The organism is Sporosarcina sp. SAFN-015, from assembly GCF_051966875.1.
GTDB lineage: Bacteria > Bacillota > Bacilli > Bacillales_A > Planococcaceae > Sporosarcina.
Genome location: NZ_JBQCKP010000001.1, coordinates 319,326 through 342,925 on the forward strand (window position 1 = coordinate 319,326; position 23,600 = coordinate 342,925).

Sequence of the window (23,600 nt, forward strand, 5' to 3'; positions counted from 1 at the left end):
GCGAGTCCGCTTCTGTTGAGCGCGGAAACAGTTTCTTGAGCGCGAGTTCGCTTCTGTTGAGCGCAGAAACAGTTTCTTGAGCGCGAGTCCGCTTCTGTTGAGCGCGGAAGCGGTTTCTTGAGCGCGAATCCGCTTCTGTTGAGCGCGGAAACGATTTCTTGAGCGCGAATCCGCTTGCGTTGAGCGCGGAAACGAATTGTTGAGCGCGAATCCGCTTCTGTTGAGCGCGGAAGAAGTTTCTTGAGCGCGAATCCGCTTCTGTTGAGCGCGGAAACAGTTTCTTGAGCGCGAGTTCGCTTCTGTTGAGCGCGGAAACAGTTTCTTGAGCGCGTGTCCGCTTGTGTTGAGCGCAGAAACGAATTCTTGAGCACAAGTCAATTATTTATGAGCGCGCCTGCGAGCTCTTTCCGCAATTCTTCCATTTCCTCCCCACTTTTCATCCCAATCCGCAGCCAGCGTCCGTCCATCCCGTGGAAGTTTTCAGAATGGCGGAGGACGATGCCTTTTGCAAGCATATGCTTATACAATTTTCCGGCATCATGCGGTTTGAACGACAGAAAGTTTGCTTCTGATTCAGTCACCGTACAACCGAATTTTTTCAGGAAGATCGTCATTTTCTCACGTTCCACCTGAGCGTGTCGGATCGCCGCTTCACGATACGCTTCTTCGCCAAGACAAACCGCACCGATCACGGCCGCCATCCCATTGACATTCCAATGCGGCGCCGCCGATTTCAGCCCCGCTATGACATCCGGATGCGCAACGACATATCCGAGGCGGATGCCGGGAATTGCGTACATCTTGGTCATTGAGCGCACGACAATGACATGTGGAAAATCCTTAAACTCTTGAATGAACGACCTGCTTTCGTCAATGAAATCGATGAACGCCTCGTCGAGAACGACTTCGCATTCCACTTCCTTCGCCTTCCGAATGACCTCAAGTAAATCCTCCCGCTTCGGCATGATGCCCGTCGGATTGTTTGGCGTGCATATGTATACGACGGACACTTCCGTCAGGCGAGCCAAAATGGCTTCTACCGGCAAGCGGAAGTCGTCCGACTCAGAGGCGATGACCCGTTCAATTTCCACACCTTTTGCCTGCAATGTCGCTTCATATTCCGAAAACGTCGGGTGGACGACGATTGCCTGCTTCCCTCGGTACCGTTCTGCGATGAGCGACAAGATTTCCGCCGCACCGTTGCCAGCAAACACCGATGCCTTCGGAACACCATGATATTCTGCCACCCTCGACAGGAAAGGCTCGCCAGCCGGGTCTGGGTAGGCGTGTAATCGCGTCATAAGATTCGGCCATAGATCGATGATAGCCCGCGGAGGTCCCGCCGGATTGCAGTTCTCACTAAAATCGAGTATCCGCGCCGGCGGTGTCATGCCGAGCTTCTCGTAAACGTGGTGGGGATTCGCCCCATGTTCAGGCAATTGCATAGAAAATCACTCCAATAATCGTCATAAGTATCCAAAAGGCGAAAGATGCAGCATGCATTTGCGCGATCGCCGATTTGATATGCGCCGCTTTCAACGACTTCAGCCCCGGACCGATTTCTGGCCGTTCGGAAACAATTCCCCGGTATGTACTTTTCCCGCCCAATTTCACGCCGAGCTGCCACGCAGTCGCCGCTTCCAGAAAACCGCTGTTCGGGCTCGGATGGTTCCGCGCATCCTTGCTCCAGCCGATGAACCGCTTCCGGAAAGGGATTCCCCCTTCATTCGGAGTGAATACGAGGATGAGGAATCCCGTAATCCTTGCGGGGATGAAGTTCATGACATCATCGGCGCGCGCGGAAAACTTGCCGAATTCACGATAGCGATCATCTTTGTAGCCAATCATTGAATCGAGCGTGTTCACAGCTTTGTACATCCATAATCCCGGTGCGCCGAACAGAAATGCCCAAAACAATGGAGATGTAACGCCGTCTGCCGCATTTTCCGATACCGTTTCGATTGCGCCGCGGGCAATCCCGCTTTCTTGCAGCTTGTCGGTGTCGCGGCCGACGATCCACGAAAGCTTCGTCCGAGCTTCTTCCAGATTACCAGTTTCAAGCGGGTCGTACACGTCGATCGCGGCGTCCTTCAAGCTTTTCTGGGCGAGTCCGACTGCAATGAGAACGGCTTCGACGATGATCCCGACAACGATATGTAGTTGGTAGGCTGACCAGACGATCGCAAGAACGATCGCTGTGACGAGGAACATAGTAATGAACAGCATTCCAGCGCCTTTAAGTATGCGGGCGCGCCCTTTGTTCAGGACCGCGGTGAGCTTCGAGATGAGTGTGCCGATCCAGCGGACGGGATGCGGCCAGTTCGGGGGATCCCCGATAATGCGGTCGAGGAAGAACCCGATCGCGATTGCAACAAAATGGGCTTGCATTATGACGTCCAGCCTTTCGCTTTTTTGTACGCCTGTATCGCGCGGATCGTGCAGTCGTAGACGCCGTGGCCGATCAATTTGCCAAGCGGCGTGATCGGGCCTGCGTACGGCAGATGCTCCCCTTCTTGCGTCGCTGCTACGAGGAGGCTGTCGGTCGATGTGCCGGTCGCGATTGTTCCGGTGAGCGGGTCTTTGATGTTTTCGGTATGAAGCGCTTTCGTTTTCGCTTCGGTTGCGGTGATCATCGCCTGGATGAAAGCTTCTTCGGGCAGCTCTCCGTTGACGATGACCCACGTATTGATCGTGCCGATTCGTTGTTCTCTTTCAACAGCTTGCGAGACGTCGACGGCATTGCCGACGCCAGCCGTCACCATGACGAGAACTGTGCCGAAGTCGCCTTCGTATTCCCCGATTTCCGCATGCTCTGTCGTAACGGCGGTCATCATGCCGACAGTGTCGGTTAATGAGTAGCCGTGCTGTTCGAGATAGGCGGACATTTCCGCTTTGACGTCGTCGCAGTTATAATTCACGTCTACGTGGCGGTTGACGAATGCGCGGTACCAGCCGAGACCAGCGTTCACGACAGCGGACGATACCGTTTTCAATGGTTGGTTGACTTGTAATGAAACGCGTTCCGCAGTGACGGTGAAGTGTCCTTTATTGACAGTGAACGGGTCGTTTTCCTCGATTTTGTGAGGGAGAAGCGTCATTTGCGGCTTCGGCAGTTCCGGATGGGGCTGCGTTTTAACTCTCGCGTTATACACTTTGCCGATCGTCGTCTCTCGGATGACGTCTTGCGGGTCGCCGATCATGGCGATTTCCCCTTTTTCCATGAGAAGCAGTCTGTCGCAATAAAGCGATGCAAGGTTGACGTCATGGAAAACGGAGATGACGGTGACACCCTTTTCGATGGCGTGGTTGCGGATCGTGTCGAGCAATTGCTGCTGGTGGGCGATGTCGAGATGATTCGTCGGTTCGTCGAGCAATAGAATCGGCGCTTCTTGCGCGAGCGCTTGTGCGACGAAGACCCGTTGTTGTTCGCCCCCTGAAAGCAGTTCGATCGCTGTATCTTTGTAGCGTGTAACGCCTGTGTATTCGAGCGCTTCCGTCACCGCCCGCTCGTCTTCATCGGACCAGGACGAAAAAAGCCCGGTCTGGTGCGGATACCGGCCGAGCGCGACGGTGTCTTTAACGGTATGCGAGAAGGCATGCGCATGGAGCTGCGGAAGGACCGCCACCTTTTTCGCGAACTGTTTTTGGGAATAAACCGAGGCGTCCTGCCCGTCGATCAGGACGGTTCCAGTTTTAGCCGGCAAGATGCCCGAAATGATTTTCAGCAACGTCGATTTGCCGCTGCCGTTCGGGCCGAGTATGCCGAGGATTTCTCCTTCATTCACACGGAATGAGATGTTGTTGACGATCGGCTCTTTACCGTATCCTCCCGCGAGATTGTCGACTTGCAGCATGTTACATGGCCCCTTTCCTTCTCTGTCTGTAGAAAATGTACGCGAACACTGGTGCTCCGATGAATGCCGTAATGACGCCGACTGGTAGTTCCGATGGCGAGATGATCGTCCGGGCGATCAGGTCGCAAATGATGAGCAAACTTGCGCCGTTCATGAATGACAAAGTGAGCAGATGCCGGTGGTCGGACCCCCACATGAGGCGCGTCATATGCGGGACGACAAGGCCAACGAAGCCGATCGTTCCGGATACCGCGACAGCCGAACCCGTCAGGATGGAGCCGCCGATAAGGATCATGAATTTCCGGCGTTTCACGTTGACGCCTAAATGATGGGCGCGTTCCTCCCCGAACAGCATGGCGTTCAATTCCCTCCGGTTCACCCAGAGAATGAAGGAACCGATGACGACGAACGGCAGCACCATAACGATATAATTCCAGCCGCGCATCGACACGCTTCCGAGGAGCCAGCCGATAATTTGACGCAGTTCTTCACCCGTAAGCGCAATCATGAGCGACAAGACGGAGCCAAGAAAAGAACCGAAGATGATTCCGGTAAGGATGATCGTCTCCATTTTCATCGAACGGTCGACAAGCTTTGCGAATCCGATGACGAGGAACATCGTCAAAGCCGCCCCTGTCATGCTGAACACCGGTAATGTGTATGTGCCTAAAATTGGAATCGATAAACCGAAAAAGAGTGTCACGACAGCACCCACCGAGGCGCCGGATGACACTCCGAGTGTGTATGGGTCTGCGAGCGGATTTTTCAGCAATCCTTGGAAAGCGGCTCCGGAAATTGCGAGCGCCGCACCGACGAGCCCTGCTAATATGACACGGGGCATCCGGATTTTCCATAAGATATTAGTCGCTGTCGTATCCGACGAATCCCAAAACGTGCTGATCGGAATTTTAACGCTTCCAATCGAAACACCGAGCCATACCGCCACAATCAATGTGGCGGCAGACACGATGTAGGCAATTGCCGATTTATTCACTGAATGCCTCTGGATAGATAGCCTTCGCTATTTCTTCAAGACCGAGCGCTAGACGCGGGCCTGTACGGCTCGTCAAGTTTTCGTCGACTTGGATGACTTGGTCTTCCTTCACCGCAGTAATGTCGCTGAAGCCGTCACGGTTTTTCACGCTTTCGACGATATCCGGCACATAGCTGTACATGACGATGATGACGTCAGGATTTTGCTTGACGATTTCTTCCGGGCTGATCATAACCCAGTTTTCTTCTGTCACAACGTTTTCCGCTCCGATCATGTCTAGGATTTGCTGCATGAACGTATTTTTACCCGGTGCATAAATTTCAGGTGCATCAGATGTTTCGATGAATACGCGTTTTTTATTCTCAACGTTTGCTGTTTTTGCAAGGACTTCTTCGACTTTCGCTTTCATGTCCTCTACGATTGTTGCGGCTTCTTCCGTTTTACCTGTAGCTTTGCCGATCGTTTCGATTGTTTCGTATGTCTGTTCAAAATCGGCGGCATTTTTCACGACGAATACGTTAATGCCTGCGTCTCGGAGCTGCTGTAGCCCTTCGTCGCCTGTGCCGAGCATGGACTCATGCGCGAAGACGACATCCGGCGTCATCGAGACGATCTTTTCAACGTTGAATTCCTGTCCGCCGATTTTCTCTTTTTCGAGTGCTTCTTCTGGATAATTGTCCCAATCGTTGACACCGACGATTTCATCATTCAAGCCGAGTGCGAATAAGATTTCCGTGTTGCTCGGAATCATGGAGACGATCGTCTCAGGTGCTTGTTCGATTGTAATCTCATTGCCGACTGCATCTGTTAATGTGACCGGGAATTCTGCTACTTCCTCAGCCGTTTGATCGTCTGTTTGCGAGCTGCCGTTTACCGGTGTGTCATCTTTCTTTGCATCATCCGTGCCGCATGCCGTTAGCAAGAATGCCGCAAGGATTGCTGTTAGCCAAAGTTGCCAAAACTTTTTCATTCTGATTTCCTCCTGTTTGTTCCAAATAAAAATCCCCCGTTTTGTGAACGGAGGAATGTGCTTAGTAAAAATACAGCTACGAAAGGACGCGCCGATTTCCACCAAACCTATCCTCGTAGGGTACGGGTGACTCATGAAGGCAGGTCTCCTGGCTTATGCTCATCGCGTACCGCGCCTTCCCGGAAAATCCAGTGGCATGTTGCGGCTTGCGAGCACTTACAGTGGCGGGACCGCGCCGGAATCAAACCGGCTTCCCTTTTAACCCCGGCGTTGACGGCGGGGCACCTTCATGTTTGGTTATGTAATTGATGTTCGGATTAATTATACTACAGTTTCGTGCGATGTCGAGGGGGTTTTGCGGGGGGTGATTGTGTTTCGGGTCGAGTTGGTTGTGTTGTGAGGCCGATTGATTGTGTTGCGGGTCGGGTTGGTTGCGATGCGGGTCCCGTTGATTGTGTTGCGCTCGTTTGATTGCGTTGCGATTCCGGTTCATTGCGTTGCGATCCCATTTGTTTGTGTTGCGCTCGTTTGATTGCGTTGCGCACTGAATTGATTGCGTTGCGATCCCACTTGTTTGCGTTGCGATCCGCATTCATTGCGTTGCACAATAAAACGCCCCTCCACATTCAGAGGGGCGCAACATTTTACATTCTTTCCGGTGCGGCAACGCCGATGAGTTTCAGCGCATTCGCAATTGTCGTGCGTGTTGCTGTGATGAGTGCGAGACGTGCTTCGGACAGGTCGCGGTTATCCGGGTCGAGAACTTTTTCAGCATTGTAGAAGCTGTGGAATTCTGCGGCCAGCTCCTGGATATAGTTCGTAATCCGGTGCGGCGAGCGGAGTCTTGCTGCATCGCTGACGGCACGCGGGAAGTCGCCGATTTTCTTCAACAGCGACAATTCCTTTTCTGCTTGCAATAAATCAACATGATCCGTTGAAGCGGCAAGATTCTTTTCCTCCGCTTGGCGAAGGATCGATGAAATGCGGGCATGCGCGTATTGCGAATAGTAAACCGGGTTTTCATTCGACTGCGAAATCGCCAAATCCAAGTCGAAGTCCATTTGTGAATCGGCGGAGCGCATCGCGAAGAAATAACGGACAGCGTCCAAGCCGACTTCTTCAACGAGTTCACGCAGCGTGACCGCTTTTCCGGTACGCTTGCTCATTTTGAATTTCTCGCCGTCTTTATATAGCTGCACCATTTGCGCAACTTCCACTTCAAGCGTATCGCGGTCGTAGCCAAGTGCCTCGATCGCCGCTTTCATCCGTGGAATGTAGCCGTGGTGGTCTGCTCCCCAAATATTGATGAGCTTATCGAAGCCGCGGCGCAATTTATCCTCATGGTATGCGATGTCCGGCGTCAAATACGTGTACGAGCCGTCATTTTTAATGAGGACACGGTCTTTATCATCGCCAAATGTCGTCGAACGGAACCAAGTTGCTCCGTCTTCTTCAAATACATGGCCATTCGAACGCAATTTATCGAGAGCGATGCCGATTTTGCCGTCTGTGTAGAGAGATGTTTCCGAAAACCAGTTGTCGAACGGCACACGGAAGTCTTCCAAGTCCTTCTTCAACTTTGCCAATTCGAAATCAAGGCCGTACTTCCGGAAAAACTCCTGACGCTCTTTTTCGCCGACGTTTACGTACTTGTCGCCGAATTCCTCCGCAAGCTTCTCACCGATATCGATGATGTCCTGTCCATGGTAGCCGTCCTCCGGCATTTCTTTTTCAAGACCTAATGCTTGGAAGTATCGCGCCTCGACTGAAAGGGCCAAGTTATTCACTTGATTGCCCGCGTCATTGATGTAATATTCCCGTGACACGTCAAAGCCTGCGAAATCGAGGATATTGCACAATGAATCCCCGATTGAAGCGCCGCGCGCATGACCTAAATGCAAGTCCCCCGTTGGATTTGCAGAGACGAATTCGACTTGGACTTTTTCATTTTTGCCGTATGTCGAACGACCGTAATCCGCTCCTTGGGCAAGTACCGTTTTGACGACTTCCCCTAAGTAATCGCTTTTCAGCTTGATGTTAATGAAACCTGGACCCGCAATTTCCAATTCCTTGATGGAAGTCGAGGACGTGTCCAATTTTTCAAGAATCGCTTCTGCAATTGCACGAGGCGGCTTTTTCGCGATCTTCGTCAATTGCATCGCGATATTCGTAGCATAATCCCCGTTGTCTTTGTTTTTCGGCGTCTCGAGTATGATATCCGGCATTGCCGATTCATCAGCAAGTCCTGAAGCGAGAACTGCCTCGCGGAATGCGTCTTTTATTTCCTGTTGTATCTTTTCAACTGCGTTCATTTTTGTCCCTCCGTAAAGTAAATCGTCAATTCGTGCCTGCCTAGCATTGCACCTTCCGCATGCAGTTCATAATGAGCGGTGAATTTGTCCGCCCCAACTTCGAGCTTCGTCGTTTTCACGAGGAGATCGAAAGTTGCTGGACCGCTGCCGTATGTACCCGGCCTCATTTCGCCTGGAGAAAACGGTAAGCGCATTTGAACAGCCCCGCTCCGCATGATTAACGCGTCTCCGTCCTCCAACTTCACCGTCGTCCGAACTTGCTGGCCCTTCAGATCTTCCACAAATCGCAAGTACGTCTTTCCGGCTTTTTCAATCAACGTCCCAGAAGCTTGGAGCTCGTGCTTATCAGCAGCCTGTCCAACGTGACGGATCGTTGATTCGAGCCGGACATCGACGTTTTGCCCTTCCATGTTTGATTCCACTCTTGCACCGCCCTTGACGTTCAAAATATCTATTCATTATATCGTTTTTCCCCGCACTATTCCAATAGATCGCGATAAATCTGTGCTTTTCGCCGATATGCCGTTTAACTTTTGTGCACCGGTTCCATACTGAATGGAAAGTACGGTGGGAGAAGGGATTGTATGAGAAGAGTCGATTATATAAAGAAAAAGAAAAGACAAAATTTCGTTCGGCGGATCGCCCTGTTGATCGTAACGGCACTGACTGCGCTTTTCACTATGTTTCTATGTCTTCGGCTTTACGCGCAAATTACGGGTGCCCCTTCGTTGAGCGTGCCGAAAGCGAGTGTGTTCCTTGATAAGAACGGGAAGCAGATCGGCGATAAGTTTTCGGCGGAGCGCAGGTATTGGGTGAATCTTGATGAAATTTCTCCGTTTCTGATCGATGCTGTCATCGCGACAGAAGACCGTAATTTTTACGAACATAACGGGTTTGATTACAAACGGATTGCCGGAGCCGTGTTGAAAGACATAAAGACGATGCGGAAAGCGGAAGGCGCAAGCTCCATTACTCAGCAGTATGCCCGGAATTTGTTTTTGACACATGAAAAATCGTGGAATCGAAAAATAAAAGAGGCGCTCTATGCGTATCGGTTGGAAACTTTTTACGATAAAGACGTCATTTTGGAAGGATACTTGAATACGGTTTATTTCGGTCATGGGATGTATGGCGTCGAGGCGGCGAGCAGGTTTTATTTTGCAAAGTCGGCGGAGGACTTGACGCTCGAGGAAGCCGCAGTGATTACGGCGATCGCGAAAGGTCCGTCCGTTTACGATCCTCTGGATAATCCTGAGCGTTCCCGTGATCGTCAATTGCTGATCCTCTCCCTGATGGAAAATCAAGGGTTCATAACAAATGCACAACGACAACGTGCGGAAGATGTGGCAGTGACGCTCAAAACAGAGGATTGGAAGGATATGAAGCGTGTCGCCCCATACTTTTTGGATGAAGTGTGGCGGGAAGCGGAACGGATTTTGAGTAAAAAAGGCCGCTATCCAGCTGAAGGCGGCTGGACGATCCGAACGACGCTCGATATGCAGCATCAGCAGACAGCCGAGGAATACATTGATAAATGGATGCCGGATAGCGGGCTGCAAGTCGGTTTCATGTCAATGGAGCCTGAAACTGGGAATATCACTTCACTCGTCGGCGGGATTGATTACAAAGAAAGTCCCTTCAACCGGGTGACGCAGGCGAAACGGCAGCCAGGATCTGCAATGAAGCCGATTTTGTATGCGGCTGCGCTCGAAGATGGCTATAATCCGCTCACATTCATGTCGACGGAACGGACGATTTTCACATATGACGAAGGCCGTTCGACGTATGAGCCGAAAAATATTAACGGCAAGTTTGCGGGCCATCCGATCTCCCTCGCCCAGGCGATCGCCATCTCGGATAATGTTTACGCTGTGAAAACGCTTGAAGATGTAGGGTATAAAAAGTTCAATAAAATGGCGGAGAAGCTTGGTCTTGATGTCAAATTCCAAGAATCCCCGGCAGTCGCGTTAGGCACTTCAACCGTTACGCTGCTTGAAATGACGAATGCCTATAACCGGATTTCCTCGGGCGGGCTGGAAGTGGAACCGACGACGATCTTATCGATCACCGATGCAGATGGGAAAACAGTGTACGAGCAGCCGAAGAAAAGCACGAAACGGGTCATTACCGAGCAGGACGCATTCGTGCTCACCCATTTAATGACAGGCATGTTCGACCCGGTCTTCAACGACTACTCCGTTTCGACGGGGCTGTCGATGCGCTCGAAGCAGAAAAGGCCGTACGCCGCAAAATCGGGGACGACGATTTCCGACCAGTATTTGATCGGCTACACCCCTTCGCTGACAGCGGGGATTTGGACGGGATACGACGTCGGGCAGCAATTGACGGAGCTTGAAGACAAATCCGCCACGAAGAAAATATGGATCGACTTCATGGAGACGGTGCATGCCGGCAAAACCCCTGAACCGTTCATCCCTCCAAAAGGCGTGAACGGCGTCATCGTCGACGTCGAAACCGGCGGCATCGCGGTGAACGAATGTCCGAAACAGCGGCTTATGTATTTGAAGGAAAAAGACATGCCGCAAAAGCTTTGCACCGACAAAAACTTGCGCGAGGAGCGCAACGGCGATGACGATGATTCAGGCACGTTCGAACTTTTCCCGTTTTCGTTTTTTGAATGAACAAAAGCGAAGGGCGCCTGCCTAGAAGCGACGGGCATAAGGCGAAGATGCGGGCGTGGCGCCTTTTGCCACAGAGCAGCTTTGACTTATGACCCCGAGCTTCTGGCGTCCGGAGCTGGATGATGACAAAAGCGAAAGCCGTTACGGAGAACGGCTTTTGCGAGCACAATCACTATCAAGATTTGCATAGCAACTTTGCCTTATGAGCTAGCGCCCGGAGTCTGGACGATGAACAAAAGCAAAGGAAGAAAATCAAAAAAGCTTTGCCTTCTGAATTAAATCAGTGAGGCAAAGCTTTTTTACCGTTGAACACGGTTTCGCACATCATGGCTCTTCGCTTGGGTTATGTAGAACCATCAAATTGGCTAGCGCCGCATACTTCGGTTGTCCTAGCTTACAATTGCAAGCTGTAAGTTCAGTGTACTTCCTTTTTCCAAGACATTCAACCTCATAAGTCGCAGAAGTCACCAAATTTCACAGTTTGTTCATAATTCAGGTGAATCGACACCAAGATCGATACGTAGTTTCGGTTCGCTGCGCTCCCACATTTCATGATTGTGGCGTGACAGGAAGTCCGCGAGAATCTGCTTCGACTTGTCGTCCATATGATCTACAATAATATTCCGCTTCATCGATTTGTCCATTTTATTCACATGATCCGCCAAAATTTTATACCCTCTGCGCTTTTCGCGGTTCACGACCATTTCGCATGCGGTAACACCTGCATAATAGGGGCCGTCCTCTTTGAAATCGATCGTCACCCAGACGAGCCAGTACGGTTTGCCGCCTTCCGAATCTTCGCGGTTCGTCGTGAATTTCACGCCGCGCTCCGTATCGCTTCGAGCATGCATCGCCCCGATTTCGATGCGCGCCTCCCCTTCTTCGATATCGACGATGACCGGCGAGACGTTTTCGAGTGACAATGATCCGATGCCGAACCCTTTATGTCCATCAGTCGGATCATCTTTTATGATGGTGAATCCCATTTTCTTTTTCGGTTTCTGCTCATTCGTCATTCCTATAACCCCTCCCACTCTGCTATTATATACACTATACATAAGTTTAGGCGAAAGGGGGAACTAGTATGCCATATGTAACCGTGAAAATGCTTGAAGGCCGTACGGAAGAACAGAAGCGCAATTTGGTTAAAAAAGTGACGGACGCTGTTGCAGAAACGACTGGCGCGCCTGTTGAAAACGTTGTAGTTTTCATCGAGGATATGCCGAAAAACCATTACGGCGTTGCCGGAAAGCTTTATAGCGATAAATAATAATTGGAGCGACGCGAGAATCGAGATTCTCGCGTCGTTTTTTATTGCTGGGGAATGGCTTTGGGCGCGGGGCGACTTGCTTTGGACGCGCAGGGGCTTGCTTTGGACGCGCGGGGGTTCACTTTGGACGCACGGAGACTCGCTTTGGGCGCGCGGAGACTTGCTTTGGACGCGCGACGACTTGCTTTGGACGCGCGGGGGCTCACTTTGGACGCGCGGCATCTTGCTTTGGACGCGCGGCAGCTCACTTTGGACGCGCGACGACTTGCTTTGGACGTGCGGAGTCTTGCTTTGGACGCGCGGAGACTCGGTTTGGACGCGCGGGGGCTTGCTTTGGACGCGCGCAGACTTGCTTTGGACGTGCGAGGGAACGCTTTGGATGCGGGCTTGCCCTAATTTAACCCCCTGCCCCATGTCGCGATTCCAACAAAAAAATCCCCTTGGCAAAAGGGGATTTCCGTAACTTATGCAACACTCGAGCACGCCCGCAGCTCCGCAATGAAATCAAATGCGGCTTGCATTTCGTCTTCGGTGAAGTTCAGTTTATTTTTCACAATATGCACTTTGGCGATTTGCTCGTCCTTCGGCAAGTAATCGAAATAAAGCAAAGTCGACACAAGCTCCAAAAAACGAGAGCTTTTGTCATTTAGCCGACGGATGCAGTCCGCAAGTTTTTCATGCGGCGCATCAGCTGTTTCGAGGAACTGGCCGCCCTCTTCTGTCACATTGTAGCTATATTGAACGTACGAGCCCTTGTCCGTGCAGCTTTCCGATAGGAAGCCCATTTCGCAAAGCTCCTCGACACGGAGCGTCAATTCCTCCGAATAGGGGCCGTACATATGCAACTCGTATTTTTCGGCGAACGGAAATTCCATCTTCTTCGCGATATAAATCATCTTCTGCAATTTCTTCCGCCCGTTCACTTCTTCCGCCATGGCAATGAATTGCACAATTCTTGCATGTTCCTGCAGCAATTTATTCACCTCTTAACATTCGTAAAATCTTATCATATAAAGGATTTTCCTTTGATTCCAAAAGGTCTTCCGGGAAATATATTTTATGGTCGGTCCGCCGTTTGCCTGAAATGGCATCGACGATTTCCGATGATCGCGACAGCTCGCTCAGCTCGCCGTTCGGCATTTGCAAATAGATCGGCACGCGTTCATTTTCTTCACCGGGCCTGTAGAAATCATACGGTAAGTCGGACGAGGAATCTGTCACAAGATAATATTCCGGATCAAGGCCCGCTTCCTTGAACAGCCTCTCAAGCTCGCCGATTTTCCGGTATTCTGTCGCCGGATCGAACTCGGCATATTGGAACAGTCTTCGGTTCAAGAAACGGTCGCACAAATCCGCCAATACGGCGTCTTCTTCCTTGCGCCACCATTGGAAATACGTCGTAAGCACACCTTCATCCAACATGATGTACTCCTCTAGACCGAATGTCCGATCGAAGAACGCTTTGAAATGAACAGGCTCGTACGTAAAAGAATAACCGCTGTTATGTAGATGTCTTGCTCGATGCAGGATTTTCATGAGAATGACTTCCGCGCTTCGCGAAACAGGGTGGAAATAGACTTGCCAATACATTTGGTAGCGGCTCATTATATAATCTTCCACTGCGTGCATTCCGCTAAACTTAATAACTACCTGTTCTTCAGCAGGCCGCATGACTCGTAAAATCCGCTCCATATCGAAGTGTCCGTAGGAAACACCAGTGTAATAGGCGTCCCGTTGCAAATAATCCATCCTGTCGGCATCGATCTGGCTTGAAATAAGGCTGACGACGAGCTTGTCCGGATATGTCTTGCCGATGACGTCCGCGATCCTTTGCGGAAAATCAGGCGAGACGCGGCGCAGCACTTCATTCACTTCCGTATCTCCTGTCAAAATCGCCTGCGTGAACTTCTCGTGATCGAGCGTGAACACCTTTTCAAATGCATGCGAAAACGGGCCGTGGCCGAGGTCATGCAGCAAAGCAGCGCACAGCGTCAATAATCGCTCTTCGTCATTCCATTCCTCACGTCCGCTGAAGCCGTCGTCAATGATCCGCCTCACAATTTCATAGACGCCGAGCGAGTGTTGGAAGCGGCTATGTTCCGCTCCGTGGAAAACGAGATACGTTGTCCCGAGCTGCCGGATCCTTCGGAGCCTTTGGAATTCCCGCGTCCCGATGACGTCCCATATGACTTTGTCGCGCACATGGATATACCGGTGGACCGGATCCTTGAATACTTTCTCTTCGAAAAGCTTTTCATTTTTATAGTCCACTTATTCATCCACCTCCGTCGACGCATTTTCTTAAGTATATCAAAAAGTGAGCGAGAGAAAAGGAAGGTTTCATTGAAATGAATGCAATTATTTTTATCTCTGTTCCAGTTTGGATGAATAAAAGGCTTACACACTGTGCACACTGACCGTAAGAAAGAGACTATGAACATGGCAGGAGGCAAGGAGATGGTGAAAGTTAGACAGGATGCTTGGCTTGAGGAAAATGATATTTTATTAGCCGAGACGGTGCTGCGGCACGTCCGGGAAGGAAGTACACAGCTAAGCGCATTCGAAGAGGTCGGAGATGCGCTCAACAGAACCGCGGCCGCGTGCGGTTTCAGATGGAATGCAGTCGTCCGCCGCGATTACGAGAAAGAACTGGCAGAGGCGAAAAAAGAACGGAAGCAGGCAATGCGCGTACTAGGCGCGGACTTCAAACGACGCAGCCAGCAATTATATAGCCCTGCGCCAGGAGTCGATCAAGAGGAAAGGACAGCTATCCCTCTATCCGCTTTATCGCTCGATACAGTCATTGCTTATTTGATCCGTTTACACCATACAGGCGGAGGCGACTCTGAATCACTCAGATGGAAGCAGACTGCTAAAATGGCAAACGACAAAGTTGAATCTCTCCAAAAAGAGATCGACAAACTGCAGCAGGAGAATAAAACACTCCGCAACGATTACGAACAATTCGTCCAAATCATGAACCGGGCACGCCGCCTCGTCACTTTGGAAGATGAATCCGAGCGCACGGCTCCCGTCTTCACGATGGAGCGAAACGGAAATCTAGTATCGAAAGAACCGCCGATCAATCACTGATCCGGCGGTTTTTCATTTGTCATCAACCTCGCGCAAGCATTTTCTGGTTCCGCTCAACGACTCGGTTCAAATAAAACAAATAAAGCTCCATCTCTTCCGGCGTGAGGCCGCCCACTTGCACTTCCTTCTCGGAAAGTGCCCGAAGCAACAGTTGGACGCGGATGCCGACTTCATTCACCGTCAACGGCTCGCCGATCAATTCCGACAGCGATGCCATCACTTCCGGTCGGATGTCCGGATAGACGAACTTCGTCTGTTCACCTTGAAGACCCGTTTCGTATAAATCGCGAATGAGGCGGGCGCGCTCAGAACCGCTGCCTTCCACGCACAAGTACACTTGGATCGCGACGCCTTGGCGCAATCGGCGTTGCGAAATTCCCGCGAACTTCCTGCCGCCGATGCTCAAATCATACGTACCCGGGCAGTAGGAACCGACAATTTCATACGCTTCGATCTGTTCAGCCACTTCCGGGAAGAGCATGCGAACAAATTCCACCATCGCTTCGTACCCTTCCGGAATATCGATGGACCCTTCCTGTTCAGAAAGGACGATGGAAATATTAAGTACGCCTTCATCCAGAACGACCGCGAGACCACCCGAATTCCGGACAATCGTTTTATAACCGGCTTCTTGGAGGAGGGGCAACGCTTCTTCAATATGGGGCAGCCGATGGTCTTGGATCCCGAGTACGACTGTTTCATCATGCACCCACGTGCGGACGGTCGGCACCGTCCTAATTTGTCCGACGAGATGGCAGAGCGTATCGTCCATCGCGAACGATTCAAGGGCCGATCTATTTTTTGCGGTCATCGATTCGTCGATGAAACGCCATTTTGGGAGTTGTAAATTGGACATTTTAAATTCTCCTGGTCATCTTTTTGCATGCTGAAAATTTTACCGATATAAGCATACACCAGTTCCATTGGCGGGAACAGTCATTCATTCTTGTCGATTGTATGACTTCTTTGCTTAGGAACCGTGTTTTCACATTCATTATGCTACACTAGGGGTAGAATTAAATTCACGAATAAAGGAGTTTGAATTCATATGAACGAAGCAGCAATTACACTCGATGGATGGTATGTGCTCCATGATTTCCGCACGATGGATTGGGCGTCATGGAAGTTGATTTCAAAAGAGGAACGTCAAGCAGCTGTCGAGGAATTCATGGCCTATTTAGATAAACTTCAGCAAGCGGATGACGCGAAGACAGGCAGCCATGCGTTTTACACGGTTGTTGGTCAAAAAGCGGATTTCATGCTTATGACATTGCGTCCGACGATTGACGAACTGCAGGAGCTTGAAGCTGAATTCAATAAATTGACGATCGCAGATTACACGGTTCCAGCTTACTCATACGTATCTGTCGTAGAATTGTCCAATTATCTTGCAGGCGAGTCTGATGAAGATCCGTATCAAAACCCGTATGTGCGAGGACGTCTATATCCAGAACTTCCGCGCAACCAATACATCTGCTTCTACCCGATGGACAAAAAACGTGAAGGCGAAGACAACTGGTACATGCTTAGCATGGACGATCGCAAGGCATTGATGCGCAGCCACGGAATGATCGGCCGCGGATACGCTGGCAAAGTGAAACAGATCATCTCCGGTTCTGTCGGTTTCGATGATTTCGAATGGGGCGTTACATTATTCTCGGATGATGTACTCCAATTCAAGAAGTTAGTTTATGAAATGCGCTTCGATGAAGTGAGCGCGCGCTACGGCGTGTTCGGTTCGTTCTTCATCGGCACATTGCTCGATGGAGAGAAGAAAAAGTCGTTTTTCACAGTATAAGGGAAAGAGCCTCTAAATAGAGGCTCTTTTTTATGTTCTATATCGCCTGATGTTGTATGCTAACCGCCTGATTGAATCAAACGAACGCCTGATATCGCTCACCAACCGCCCGTACTGATGGCTCATTCGCCTGAACAGACAATTCCATCATTCCAAAAAGTTCGTGACGACTTCCATGAACAAGCGCGGCTGCTCGACATTCGGTGCATGGCCAGATAATTTGAATTCCAAGAATGCGCCTGCTGGAATAAGTTCAGCAGTCTCTTTTCCGTAATCAGGAGGATTCAATCCGTCGTACAGACCGCCGATGACGAGTGTCTCGGCACTGATGCGATGCAAATCGTTCCGGAAATCGAATCCTTCCAACGCCTTCGATGCGATGGCTTGTTCATGCAACGTCAATTGTTCACTATGCTCCGCAGTTTCATGCAGCCATTTCCCGACCGCCTTTTGGTTATGAAACATATATTTCGAGGCGGCAACCATTTTATCGATCGGCGTCATGCCTTTCATTTCATCAGCATGGCGATCGTAAAGCTCTTCCATGGAAGCCTGTTCGCCGTGGGATTTCGTTGCGACAAGCACGAGCTTCTTCACCCGGTTGCCCAATTCGATGGCAACCCCTTGCGCTATGTAACTCCCCATCGACACGCCGATCATGTAAAACGAATCCAGTCCAAGATGATCGACGAGCGCGATTGTATCCCGGATATGATCTTCCAATTCATAGTGCGGCGGCTTCTCTGAATTCCCATGTCCACGGGCATCAGGCGCTACGACCCGGTAGTTATTTTTAAATTGATCGATTTCATGCCGAAACATCTCACTATTGCTCGTCAAGCCGTGCAACAATAAAAGCGGAAAGCCATCCCCTTCCTCCTGATAATAAATCTCTATACCATCCGTGTTCAATATAGGCATCATACCACTCCTCCGAAAAAGCACTTTGCCTATCCATACCCTTATTTCAATAAATAAAAAAAGAGCCTAGACGGCTCTTCGCTTTTTATTTCCGCAACCATTCCATCATATCCGCCTTCAAATCATTCCCATTCCAAAACGTCAATGCCGCATCTTCGCCAATCCGCTCAACGAGTTGTTCAACATAGTCTGTGCCGAGTAAATAACCAAGGCGGTTGTAACCGAAATAGCTGCCGCCCGATAGACGGAACCATTCTTTTTCCTTCGTCATGTCCCAATCCCCGACTGCGTCTTCCAAAAATCGCCGCTTTACCTCAAGTTTATTGTCCTCATAACATTTCACCCACGGATCGCCTTCATCGTCGTATGTAAAATAGACCGGCTCCGGAAGTCCCGGGACTGTCCGCTTCGATAAATACGTGGCGGCTCCTTCCGTAAATAGCGTCGTCAAACCATGTCCCCAATCGACGGTTGACCAATCCAGCCCATTGCGTGTGGCCATTGCAAAATGTGCCACATGACCGATTTCATGCGCAGTGATCACTTTCAAATGATTTCGCTCGGCGGATAGCTTCTCGACAGCAAAATAGATTTCGCGGCGATTTTCCCTCGTAACGAAGGCATTTGAACCGAATGTGCCGACCATCAATTTTAACGAAAGATCTAAGCCTAACCCGAATGATTGCTCGTACGTCTCATCCACTTCCCGAATAATGCCTGGCAAACTGGCAGAAGTGGAACGGATGTCATCCATCTTGGCTTCGTATTTCTGTAAAGCAGCTGACAAGCGCTCTTCCGTCCTTGGACAATGAATCGGAAAATATTTTTCGTACACTTTTTCATTGCTATTTAGATATGATTCCAAATCCGATAGCGTCGGCTGTTCTTTGGCTTCCCAAAAATCAAGGAATACCGGAATATCATTTTCAATATGCATATACTCTCCCCCCACTACTAGTATACATATTTTTCAGTCATCAACGAAGGTGGAAATGCATAAGGTGGAACCGAGGGGGTTATGTCGTGGCAGTATTAAAAGCCACAAACAGTGAAATTGATTTGTCAGCAAGGCTGATGCGGGTTGAAGCAGAGGGCGATGGACAGCTTGGGATGCTCATGGTCGGAAATGCTACTTTTATCAACTCGCGCGCGATCAGTACGTGAAGCTTGCGAGAAGCAATGTTGAAGGCGAACGGTTTCAGCCGGCAACGAGGTCACTTTGGTTTTTCCAACCTTCTGGAACCTGCCCAGCCCAATGGCACAATCAATGGAATACTGGAAGATACAAAGCGCACTGCTTCTATTCCCCTACCGAACAAGATTGTCCACAAGTCTAAAAATTGAAAGGATGAAAAAATGGTCCAATATTATTATTATCCCGGTTTTCAACAACCACAAATGCAAATGCCTACAACGCCGCCACAGATTCCTGCAGCAGGTCGGCCACCATTCAGGGAGGAGTCGTATATTGAAAATATCCTCCGCCTCAACAGGGGCAAACCCGGCATATTCCATTTCTCTTTCGAACATGCCGTCGAACCCGGAAAGAATACGCTAGCAATCCCGGGGGTGGTAGAAGCTGCAGGTCGAGATCACGTTATCTTGAGCACAGCTACCGGCAAACGTTATTTGATGCCTATGATTTATTTCGACTATGCGGAGTTTAACGAGGAATTGAATTACTTTAATCAGCAACCCGGACTTTAAACCGAACAAAAGTCTTCCCTTGCCAACACGGCAGTGGAAGACTTTTTTCATTATCCCAACTTCTCCTCAAGCACGTCCCGGAAACGATCCGGTTCATCCAAACGGATTGCAGCCATATTGAATTTCTTCTCCATTCCCATAAACAAAGTCGCCTTCAGCGGCTCCTTGAAATGAAGGACACAATTCGGCTTCGCTTCCTCCATATCCCGCGCAATGAACTCGATCAGACCTTTCGACTTCAGGTTGCACTTTGCCGCATCTTCAAACCATTCGATTTTATCAATCGCGTCAAAAGGAATTTCCATACGTTTCCCGAGTCCAAGGGAAATGTGCATTCGATTTTCTTTCACTGCCAATGGATTCAGTCGTACAGTTTGAATATCCGCAATAAAATAGATGACCGAATAAATATTCAAGATGAGCAGTACGATGGACAAAATCATTGATTTCCCATGAAGCCACCAATGGATGCCGATCGTTTCTATGACGATGGCATGGATAAGCATAATGTTGAAGGCGAGCATACTCGTTTTCTGGTGCAAGGAAAAGAGCGTCTCCCCTGTGGGTGGTTTCCTTTTCCAAGAAGCGAAAGCATAGTAGAACATGAGCGATTCCGCAGCGATGATGGAAATGAGCGGATGGGACGACACCCTTTCTTTGACGAGCGAAGGAAAGGCGAATAAACCACTATTGTTTCCCTGTTTCAACTCTCTTACAATGCCAGGCAGATGTTTGACTAACAGGAAAAGAAGCCCAATTTCCGCAAGTACAATCAATCCTTCAAGCCCAATTGCAGCATATGGGATGAATTTGAATGGCTCAAAATATTCATGAGGAATAATGAACCTCGCTGCAACAAGCCCAATCACCATAAATGTAATGAATCGTTTCAGCGTAAAGCCTTTCTTGCGCGTCATCGCCAAAATTAGAAGCGGCGCAACAATCGCCAAATCCAACAGCGAACCGATCACAACTGCCCGGGAATCGTCCGGCATCGGAATCGCAGGCAGCCGGTACGCTAAATAATTACTAACAAGAACGAGAAGCAGCAATGCAGCAAACAAACTTTGCTTTGAACGTAGTCGGGTCAATACCATGGAATCTCCCCCTTTTCTACTAGTTTACTAAAGAGTGCGAATACAATCACAGGATAGTTTTGACAGATTTATGGAGGTTTTTATGATCTTGAGCACGCGGGCGGATTCTTGAGCGCGGATTCGAGTTCTTGAGCGCTCGGGTGGGATTCTTGAGCGCGGATTCGAGTTCTTGAGCGCGCGAGCCGATTCTATGAACGCGGGACACCCCTCCTCCCTCCCTTCCCTATGACGCGATTCAAAAAAAACGGTCTGAAGAACTGATGCTCTTCAGACCGTTTCCAATTCACTTTCCGAACTTTACTGTTGCAATGATAAGCATGATCCAGCCGACGATAAAGGCGACGCCGCCGATTGGGGTGATAGCGCCTAAAATGCCGATGCCGGATAGGCTCAAAACGTATAGGCTGCCGGAGAAGATGATGATGCCGGCGAGCAATAGATAGCCTGCCCATGACAAAGTGGTCGACGGGCCGAAGAGCGATGTGCTCATAAGGATGCCGACTGCGATAAGTCCGATTGCATGGAACATTTGGTATTGGACGGCTGTTTCCCAAATAGCGAGATACCGTTCAGAAAGACGCTCTTTCAATGCATGCGCGCCGAACGCGCCGAGAGCTACGGCAAGGGCTGCATTGACAGCACCCGCGATAATGAAAAATGGCATATGGTTTCCTACTTTCCGCTTGAAATAAAAGTTCTACTTCTATGATAAACATTTTTGCCGCCCATTCACAGTGAAAGGACGGCAACTTAATTCAACCGAAGTCATCCTACTTCCAACACGGAAGGATGGATACAGATATATCTACGATTCAGCAGGTATTCTTGCCCCGGCTGAATTAAGTTAGCCTCCGGCGGATGCCACAGATTTTTAAAGGAGTTTATCGAGCAAGCTCAATAAAAATCCGGACGCAATTACGCCGAGGCGTAATTGATTTATTACCAATTAAAAGTCGAAGATCGAGCCGCCGTTTGCATCCTCTTCCTCAAGCGGCCTGCTTTCCAATGAAGAAATTCTCGGCTGATGGGAAATCGCCATCGTTCTCGGCGTAATAATCGGTTCGTCTTTCTGATCACTGACGAGAACGACTTGGCAGAGCGCCCGAATCGCCGTCAACGCCTCTCGGACGGCTTGGTCGTCTTCTGCAGATTTTGCGTAATTCAGCTGGCGTTGCATTTCCTCAATGATCCGTTCGGTTGAAATCATCTTCTTGCATCCCCTTTCTTCGGTTCGAATTTCATGCATTCCATGCCGGATGATCGTCTGACAACGATTGACGGCAGTTCCCTTGTTTTAAAACCATATGCCTTGCAGCCACGCGGGCTTTTCGGATCCCATGTTACGAAAAAGTATTGACAACGAAAACAATTTACAGCCATGCGGCCACCTCTTCCCTTACATCCCTTCGTCTGTCCGGCACCAGTCGATCGGCGTTTCATTCCACCCTTCCAAAATGGCATTCGCCTTGGAATAGGGCTGACTGCCGAAAAAGCCGCGGCTTGCGCTAAGCGGACTCGGATGGACGGCTTCAATGATGGCGTTTTTTTGCAAATCGATCAGCTTCTTCTTCTCCTGCGCCGGGCGCCCCCAAAGGATAAAGACGACCGGCTCATCGCGTTCGGATAAGCGTCGGATCACTTCGTCGGTGAATTGCTCCCACCCTTGCTTCCGGTGAGAATGCGCCTGCCCTTCCCTCACTGTCAGAACAGTGTTCAACATAAGTACGCCTTGCTTCGCCCAGCCAGTCAACGTCCCATTTTCGGGAATATCGCATCCGATGTCGGACTGCAATTCCTTGAACATATTCCGCAAGCTCGGCGGAATCTTGACGCCAGGCTTAACCGAAAAGCTGAGGCCATGCGCTTGTCCAGGCCCATGATATGGATCCTGACCTAAAATTACAACTTTCACATTCTTGAAAGGTGTCAGTTTGAAAGCTGTCCACATATCTTCCATGAGTGGGTACACATTCTGGCATTCATATTCTTTTTTTAGAAAATCGCGAAGTTGCAAGTAGTACGGTTTCTGGAATTGCTCCGCAAGCACTTCATCCCAATCATTGCCGAACCTCTTTTTCTGCAAGCATCTCACTCCTTGAATTCGATCGTCACGTCATATCCCGCGAATGAGAACATTTCCGATAACGTCTTTTCGGCATTGAATTGCGCCGTCTTCAAAACTCCTTGGCCGGTCGCTTCCTCGACGATAAGCTCTTTCGCCTCAGCTGCCAACTCGTACGCTTCTTTTATATCTGCCTTTTGACGGAAAACGCCTTCGTATGAATAGACTTCGACTTGATCAAAATAAATTTCCGCTCCCCCGAGGAAGGTAGCAGGCGGCAAAATGAGCTTCGCCGTCTTATTCTTTTCATCTATGATTACATCTTTTTCTGTTAGCTCGGACAAGTCAACGCCCGCCTTCACCGATCCCGGTATGACGACGAGCAGTTGCCGCTTTGTCCCCGGCACATTTAATCCGATGCTTTGTCCAAACAGTTGATTGTCCTGTCGTTCGACGATGACTTTCGTATACGCTTCCGCTGTTGCCATTTCGTTCAGCTCTTGTATTTGTTCGAGGAATACACCTTTCTGTTCCGTGAAGGTGCTCCCTAGTTTTAAAAATTGAAAAGCGATGAACGGAAGGGAAATGACGGCGAGCAGGAGAAGCACGGCCAGCAAAATTGCCGATCGCTTCCACATTGAAAGGAATCTGAACGGCATGCGCGGACGCCAAGATTTTCGTTTGCGGCCGAGCGCCTCTTCCACTGTGACCGCACTCTCCGAATCTGACGCCTTCAATTCTTTCAGCAGTTTTTCAATTTCCTGCAATTTCTTTTTATCTTCCATACCCTTTTTCACCTTCCTTCGACACTTGTAATCGCACATTTTTACTTATAGTTGTACGTTTAGCGTATCTAAAAGTTTCGCAGCGGACAACAGAT

26 protein-coding genes, 1 pseudogene and 1 riboswitch are annotated in these 23,600 nt (G+C 49.8%); of the genes and pseudogenes, 7 read left to right on the forward strand and 20 right to left on the reverse strand.

Annotated features, from left to right (window positions below; all coding sequences use genetic code 11):
* The 8 genes from ACTHPA_RS01415 to ACTHPA_RS01450 form a co-directional block, all read right to left on the reverse strand.
* Window positions 1-373 (reverse strand): hypothetical protein (locus ACTHPA_RS01415; RefSeq protein WP_440498270.1); only part of this gene is annotated, 373 nt, incomplete at its 3' end.
* Window position 374: 1 nt separating this feature from the next.
* Window positions 375-1,445, reverse strand: coding sequence for a threonine-phosphate decarboxylase CobD (gene cobD, locus ACTHPA_RS01420; RefSeq protein ID WP_440498271.1), 1,071 nt, complete (start codon window positions 1,443-1,445; stop codon window positions 375-377).
* Window positions 1,432-2,388, reverse strand: coding sequence for an adenosylcobinamide-phosphate synthase CbiB (gene cbiB, locus ACTHPA_RS01425; RefSeq protein ID WP_440498272.1), 957 nt, complete (start codon window positions 2,386-2,388; stop codon window positions 1,432-1,434). Before cbiB ends, cobD begins: the two co-directional genes overlap by 14 nt.
* Window positions 2,388-3,854, reverse strand: a complete 1,467-nt coding sequence (locus tag ACTHPA_RS01430) for an adenosylcobinamide amidohydrolase (RefSeq protein ID WP_440498273.1) — start codon at window positions 3,852-3,854, stop codon at window positions 2,388-2,390. The genes cbiB and ACTHPA_RS01430 overlap by 1 nt, the downstream gene beginning before the upstream one ends.
* 1 nt (window position 3,855) lies before the next feature.
* Complete coding sequence (locus tag ACTHPA_RS01435; RefSeq protein ID WP_440498274.1) at window positions 3,856-4,848, reverse strand: FecCD family ABC transporter permease; 993 nt, start codon at window positions 4,846-4,848, stop codon at window positions 3,856-3,858.
* A complete protein-coding gene (locus tag ACTHPA_RS01440) occupies window positions 4,841-5,818 on the reverse strand; it encodes an ABC transporter substrate-binding protein (RefSeq protein ID WP_440498275.1) in 978 nt (325 codons plus the stop codon). The genes ACTHPA_RS01435 and ACTHPA_RS01440 overlap by 8 nt, the downstream gene beginning before the upstream one ends.
* A gap of 121 nt (window positions 5,819-5,939) precedes the next feature.
* Window positions 5,940-6,122, reverse strand: a riboswitch (cobalamin riboswitch).
* A 340-nt stretch (window positions 6,123-6,462) separates the two neighbouring features.
* Entirely contained in the window at window positions 6,463-8,130 is a 1,668-nt protein-coding gene (gene argS / locus ACTHPA_RS01445; protein ID WP_440498276.1) for an arginine--tRNA ligase, read from the reverse strand.
* Window positions 8,127-8,552, reverse strand: coding sequence for a DUF1934 domain-containing protein (locus ACTHPA_RS01450; protein ID WP_440498277.1), 426 nt, complete (start codon window positions 8,550-8,552; stop codon window positions 8,127-8,129). Before ACTHPA_RS01450 ends, argS begins: the two co-directional genes overlap by 4 nt.
* A 162-nt stretch (window positions 8,553-8,714) precedes the next feature.
* On the opposite strand from ACTHPA_RS01450, the gene ACTHPA_RS01455 reads away from it, so the two are divergent.
* Entirely contained in the window at window positions 8,715-10,772 is a 2,058-nt protein-coding gene (locus ACTHPA_RS01455; protein ID WP_440498278.1) for a transglycosylase domain-containing protein, read from the forward strand.
* 485 nt (window positions 10,773-11,257) lie between these two features.
* Here the strand turns inward: ACTHPA_RS01455 and ACTHPA_RS01460 are convergent, their stop codons facing one another.
* Entirely contained in the window at window positions 11,258-11,788 is a 531-nt protein-coding gene (locus ACTHPA_RS01460; RefSeq protein ID WP_440498279.1) for a YwhD family protein, read from the reverse strand.
* Between the two features lie 68 nt (window positions 11,789-11,856).
* On the opposite strand from ACTHPA_RS01460, the gene ACTHPA_RS01465 reads away from it, so the two are divergent.
* Window positions 11,857-12,042, forward strand: a complete 186-nt coding sequence (locus tag ACTHPA_RS01465) for a 2-hydroxymuconate tautomerase (RefSeq protein WP_440498280.1) — start codon at window positions 11,857-11,859, stop codon at window positions 12,040-12,042.
* 60 nt (window positions 12,043-12,102) lie between these two features.
* Window positions 12,103-12,438, forward strand: coding sequence for a hypothetical protein (locus tag ACTHPA_RS01470; RefSeq protein ID WP_440498281.1), 336 nt, complete (start codon window positions 12,103-12,105; stop codon window positions 12,436-12,438).
* 68 nt (window positions 12,439-12,506) lie between these two features.
* Here ACTHPA_RS01470 and ACTHPA_RS01475 read toward each other — a convergent pair whose 3' ends face one another.
* Window positions 12,507-13,016 (reverse strand): YwgA family protein, encoded by a 510-nt coding sequence (locus ACTHPA_RS01475; RefSeq protein ID WP_440498282.1) that lies wholly within the window; start codon window positions 13,014-13,016, stop codon window positions 12,507-12,509.
* Window position 13,017: 1 nt separating this feature from the next.
* Window positions 13,018-14,313 (reverse strand): HD domain-containing protein, encoded by a 1,296-nt coding sequence (locus tag ACTHPA_RS01480; protein WP_440498283.1) that lies wholly within the window; start codon window positions 14,311-14,313, stop codon window positions 13,018-13,020.
* A 186-nt stretch (window positions 14,314-14,499) separates the two neighbouring features.
* On the opposite strand from ACTHPA_RS01480, the gene ACTHPA_RS01485 reads away from it, so the two are divergent.
* Window positions 14,500-15,135 (forward strand): RsfA family transcriptional regulator, encoded by a 636-nt coding sequence (locus tag ACTHPA_RS01485; protein ID WP_440498284.1) that lies wholly within the window; start codon window positions 14,500-14,502, stop codon window positions 15,133-15,135.
* A 22-nt stretch (window positions 15,136-15,157) separates the two neighbouring features.
* Here ACTHPA_RS01485 and ACTHPA_RS01490 read toward each other — a convergent pair whose 3' ends face one another.
* Complete coding sequence (locus ACTHPA_RS01490; RefSeq protein WP_440498285.1) at window positions 15,158-15,991, reverse strand: lipoate--protein ligase family protein; 834 nt, start codon at window positions 15,989-15,991, stop codon at window positions 15,158-15,160.
* Between the two features lie 192 nt (window positions 15,992-16,183).
* Here ACTHPA_RS01490 and hemQ point away from each other — a divergent pair, with 192 nt between their 5' ends.
* Window positions 16,184-16,933 (forward strand): hydrogen peroxide-dependent heme synthase, encoded by a 750-nt coding sequence (gene hemQ / locus ACTHPA_RS01495; RefSeq protein WP_440498286.1) that lies wholly within the window; start codon window positions 16,184-16,186, stop codon window positions 16,931-16,933.
* 147 nt (window positions 16,934-17,080) lie between these two features.
* On the opposite strand, the gene ACTHPA_RS01500 is transcribed toward hemQ, so the two are convergent.
* Complete coding sequence (locus tag ACTHPA_RS01500; protein WP_440498287.1) at window positions 17,081-17,854, reverse strand: alpha/beta fold hydrolase; 774 nt, start codon at window positions 17,852-17,854, stop codon at window positions 17,081-17,083.
* A gap of 85 nt (window positions 17,855-17,939) precedes the next feature.
* Complete coding sequence (locus ACTHPA_RS01505) at window positions 17,940-18,791, reverse strand: aminopeptidase (RefSeq protein ID WP_440498288.1); 852 nt, start codon at window positions 18,789-18,791, stop codon at window positions 17,940-17,942.
* Between the two features lie 86 nt (window positions 18,792-18,877).
* On the opposite strand from ACTHPA_RS01505, the pseudogene ACTHPA_RS01510 reads away from it, so the two are divergent.
* Together ACTHPA_RS01510 and ACTHPA_RS01515 are read left to right on the forward strand one after the other, a co-directional pair.
* A pseudogene (locus tag ACTHPA_RS01510) lies at window positions 18,878-19,191 on the forward strand (cell wall hydrolase).
* Window positions 19,192-19,210: 19 nt separating this feature from the next.
* Window positions 19,211-19,561, forward strand: a complete 351-nt coding sequence (locus ACTHPA_RS01515; RefSeq protein ID WP_440498289.1) for a spore coat protein GerQ — start codon at window positions 19,211-19,213, stop codon at window positions 19,559-19,561.
* 50 nt (window positions 19,562-19,611) lie between these two features.
* Here the strand turns inward: ACTHPA_RS01515 and ACTHPA_RS01520 are convergent, their stop codons facing one another.
* From ACTHPA_RS01520 to ACTHPA_RS01545, 6 genes are all read right to left on the reverse strand, one after another.
* Entirely contained in the window at window positions 19,612-20,658 is a 1,047-nt protein-coding gene (locus ACTHPA_RS01520; RefSeq protein ID WP_440498290.1) for a beta-carotene 15,15'-monooxygenase, read from the reverse strand.
* A 283-nt stretch (window positions 20,659-20,941) separates the two neighbouring features.
* The gene (locus ACTHPA_RS01525) at window positions 20,942-21,322 is read right to left on the reverse strand and encodes a DUF423 domain-containing protein (protein ID WP_440498291.1); all 381 of its coding nucleotides are present in this window, start codon (window positions 21,320-21,322) and stop codon (window positions 20,942-20,944) included.
* Window positions 21,323-21,604: 282 nt separating this feature from the next.
* Window positions 21,605-21,865 (reverse strand): YwdI family protein, encoded by a 261-nt coding sequence (locus tag ACTHPA_RS01530; RefSeq protein WP_440498292.1) that lies wholly within the window; start codon window positions 21,863-21,865, stop codon window positions 21,605-21,607.
* On the reverse strand, window positions 21,862-22,038 hold the full coding sequence (locus ACTHPA_RS01535; protein ID WP_440498293.1) for a uracil-DNA glycosylase: 177 nt from the start codon (window positions 22,036-22,038) through the stop codon (window positions 21,862-21,864). The genes ACTHPA_RS01530 and ACTHPA_RS01535 overlap by 4 nt, the downstream gene beginning before the upstream one ends.
* A 16-nt stretch (window positions 22,039-22,054) precedes the next feature.
* Window positions 22,055-22,741: a uracil-DNA glycosylase gene (locus ACTHPA_RS01540; RefSeq protein WP_440498294.1), complete on the reverse strand. Its 687-nt coding sequence runs from the start codon at window positions 22,739-22,741 to the stop codon at window positions 22,055-22,057.
* A gap of 5 nt (window positions 22,742-22,746) precedes the next feature.
* Window positions 22,747-23,505 carry a DUF4230 domain-containing protein gene (locus ACTHPA_RS01545; protein ID WP_440498295.1) on the reverse strand — a complete coding sequence of 253 codons (759 nt, stop codon included), beginning with the start codon at window positions 23,503-23,505 and terminating at the stop codon, window positions 22,747-22,749.
* Window positions 23,506-23,600: the final 95 nt, after the last annotated feature.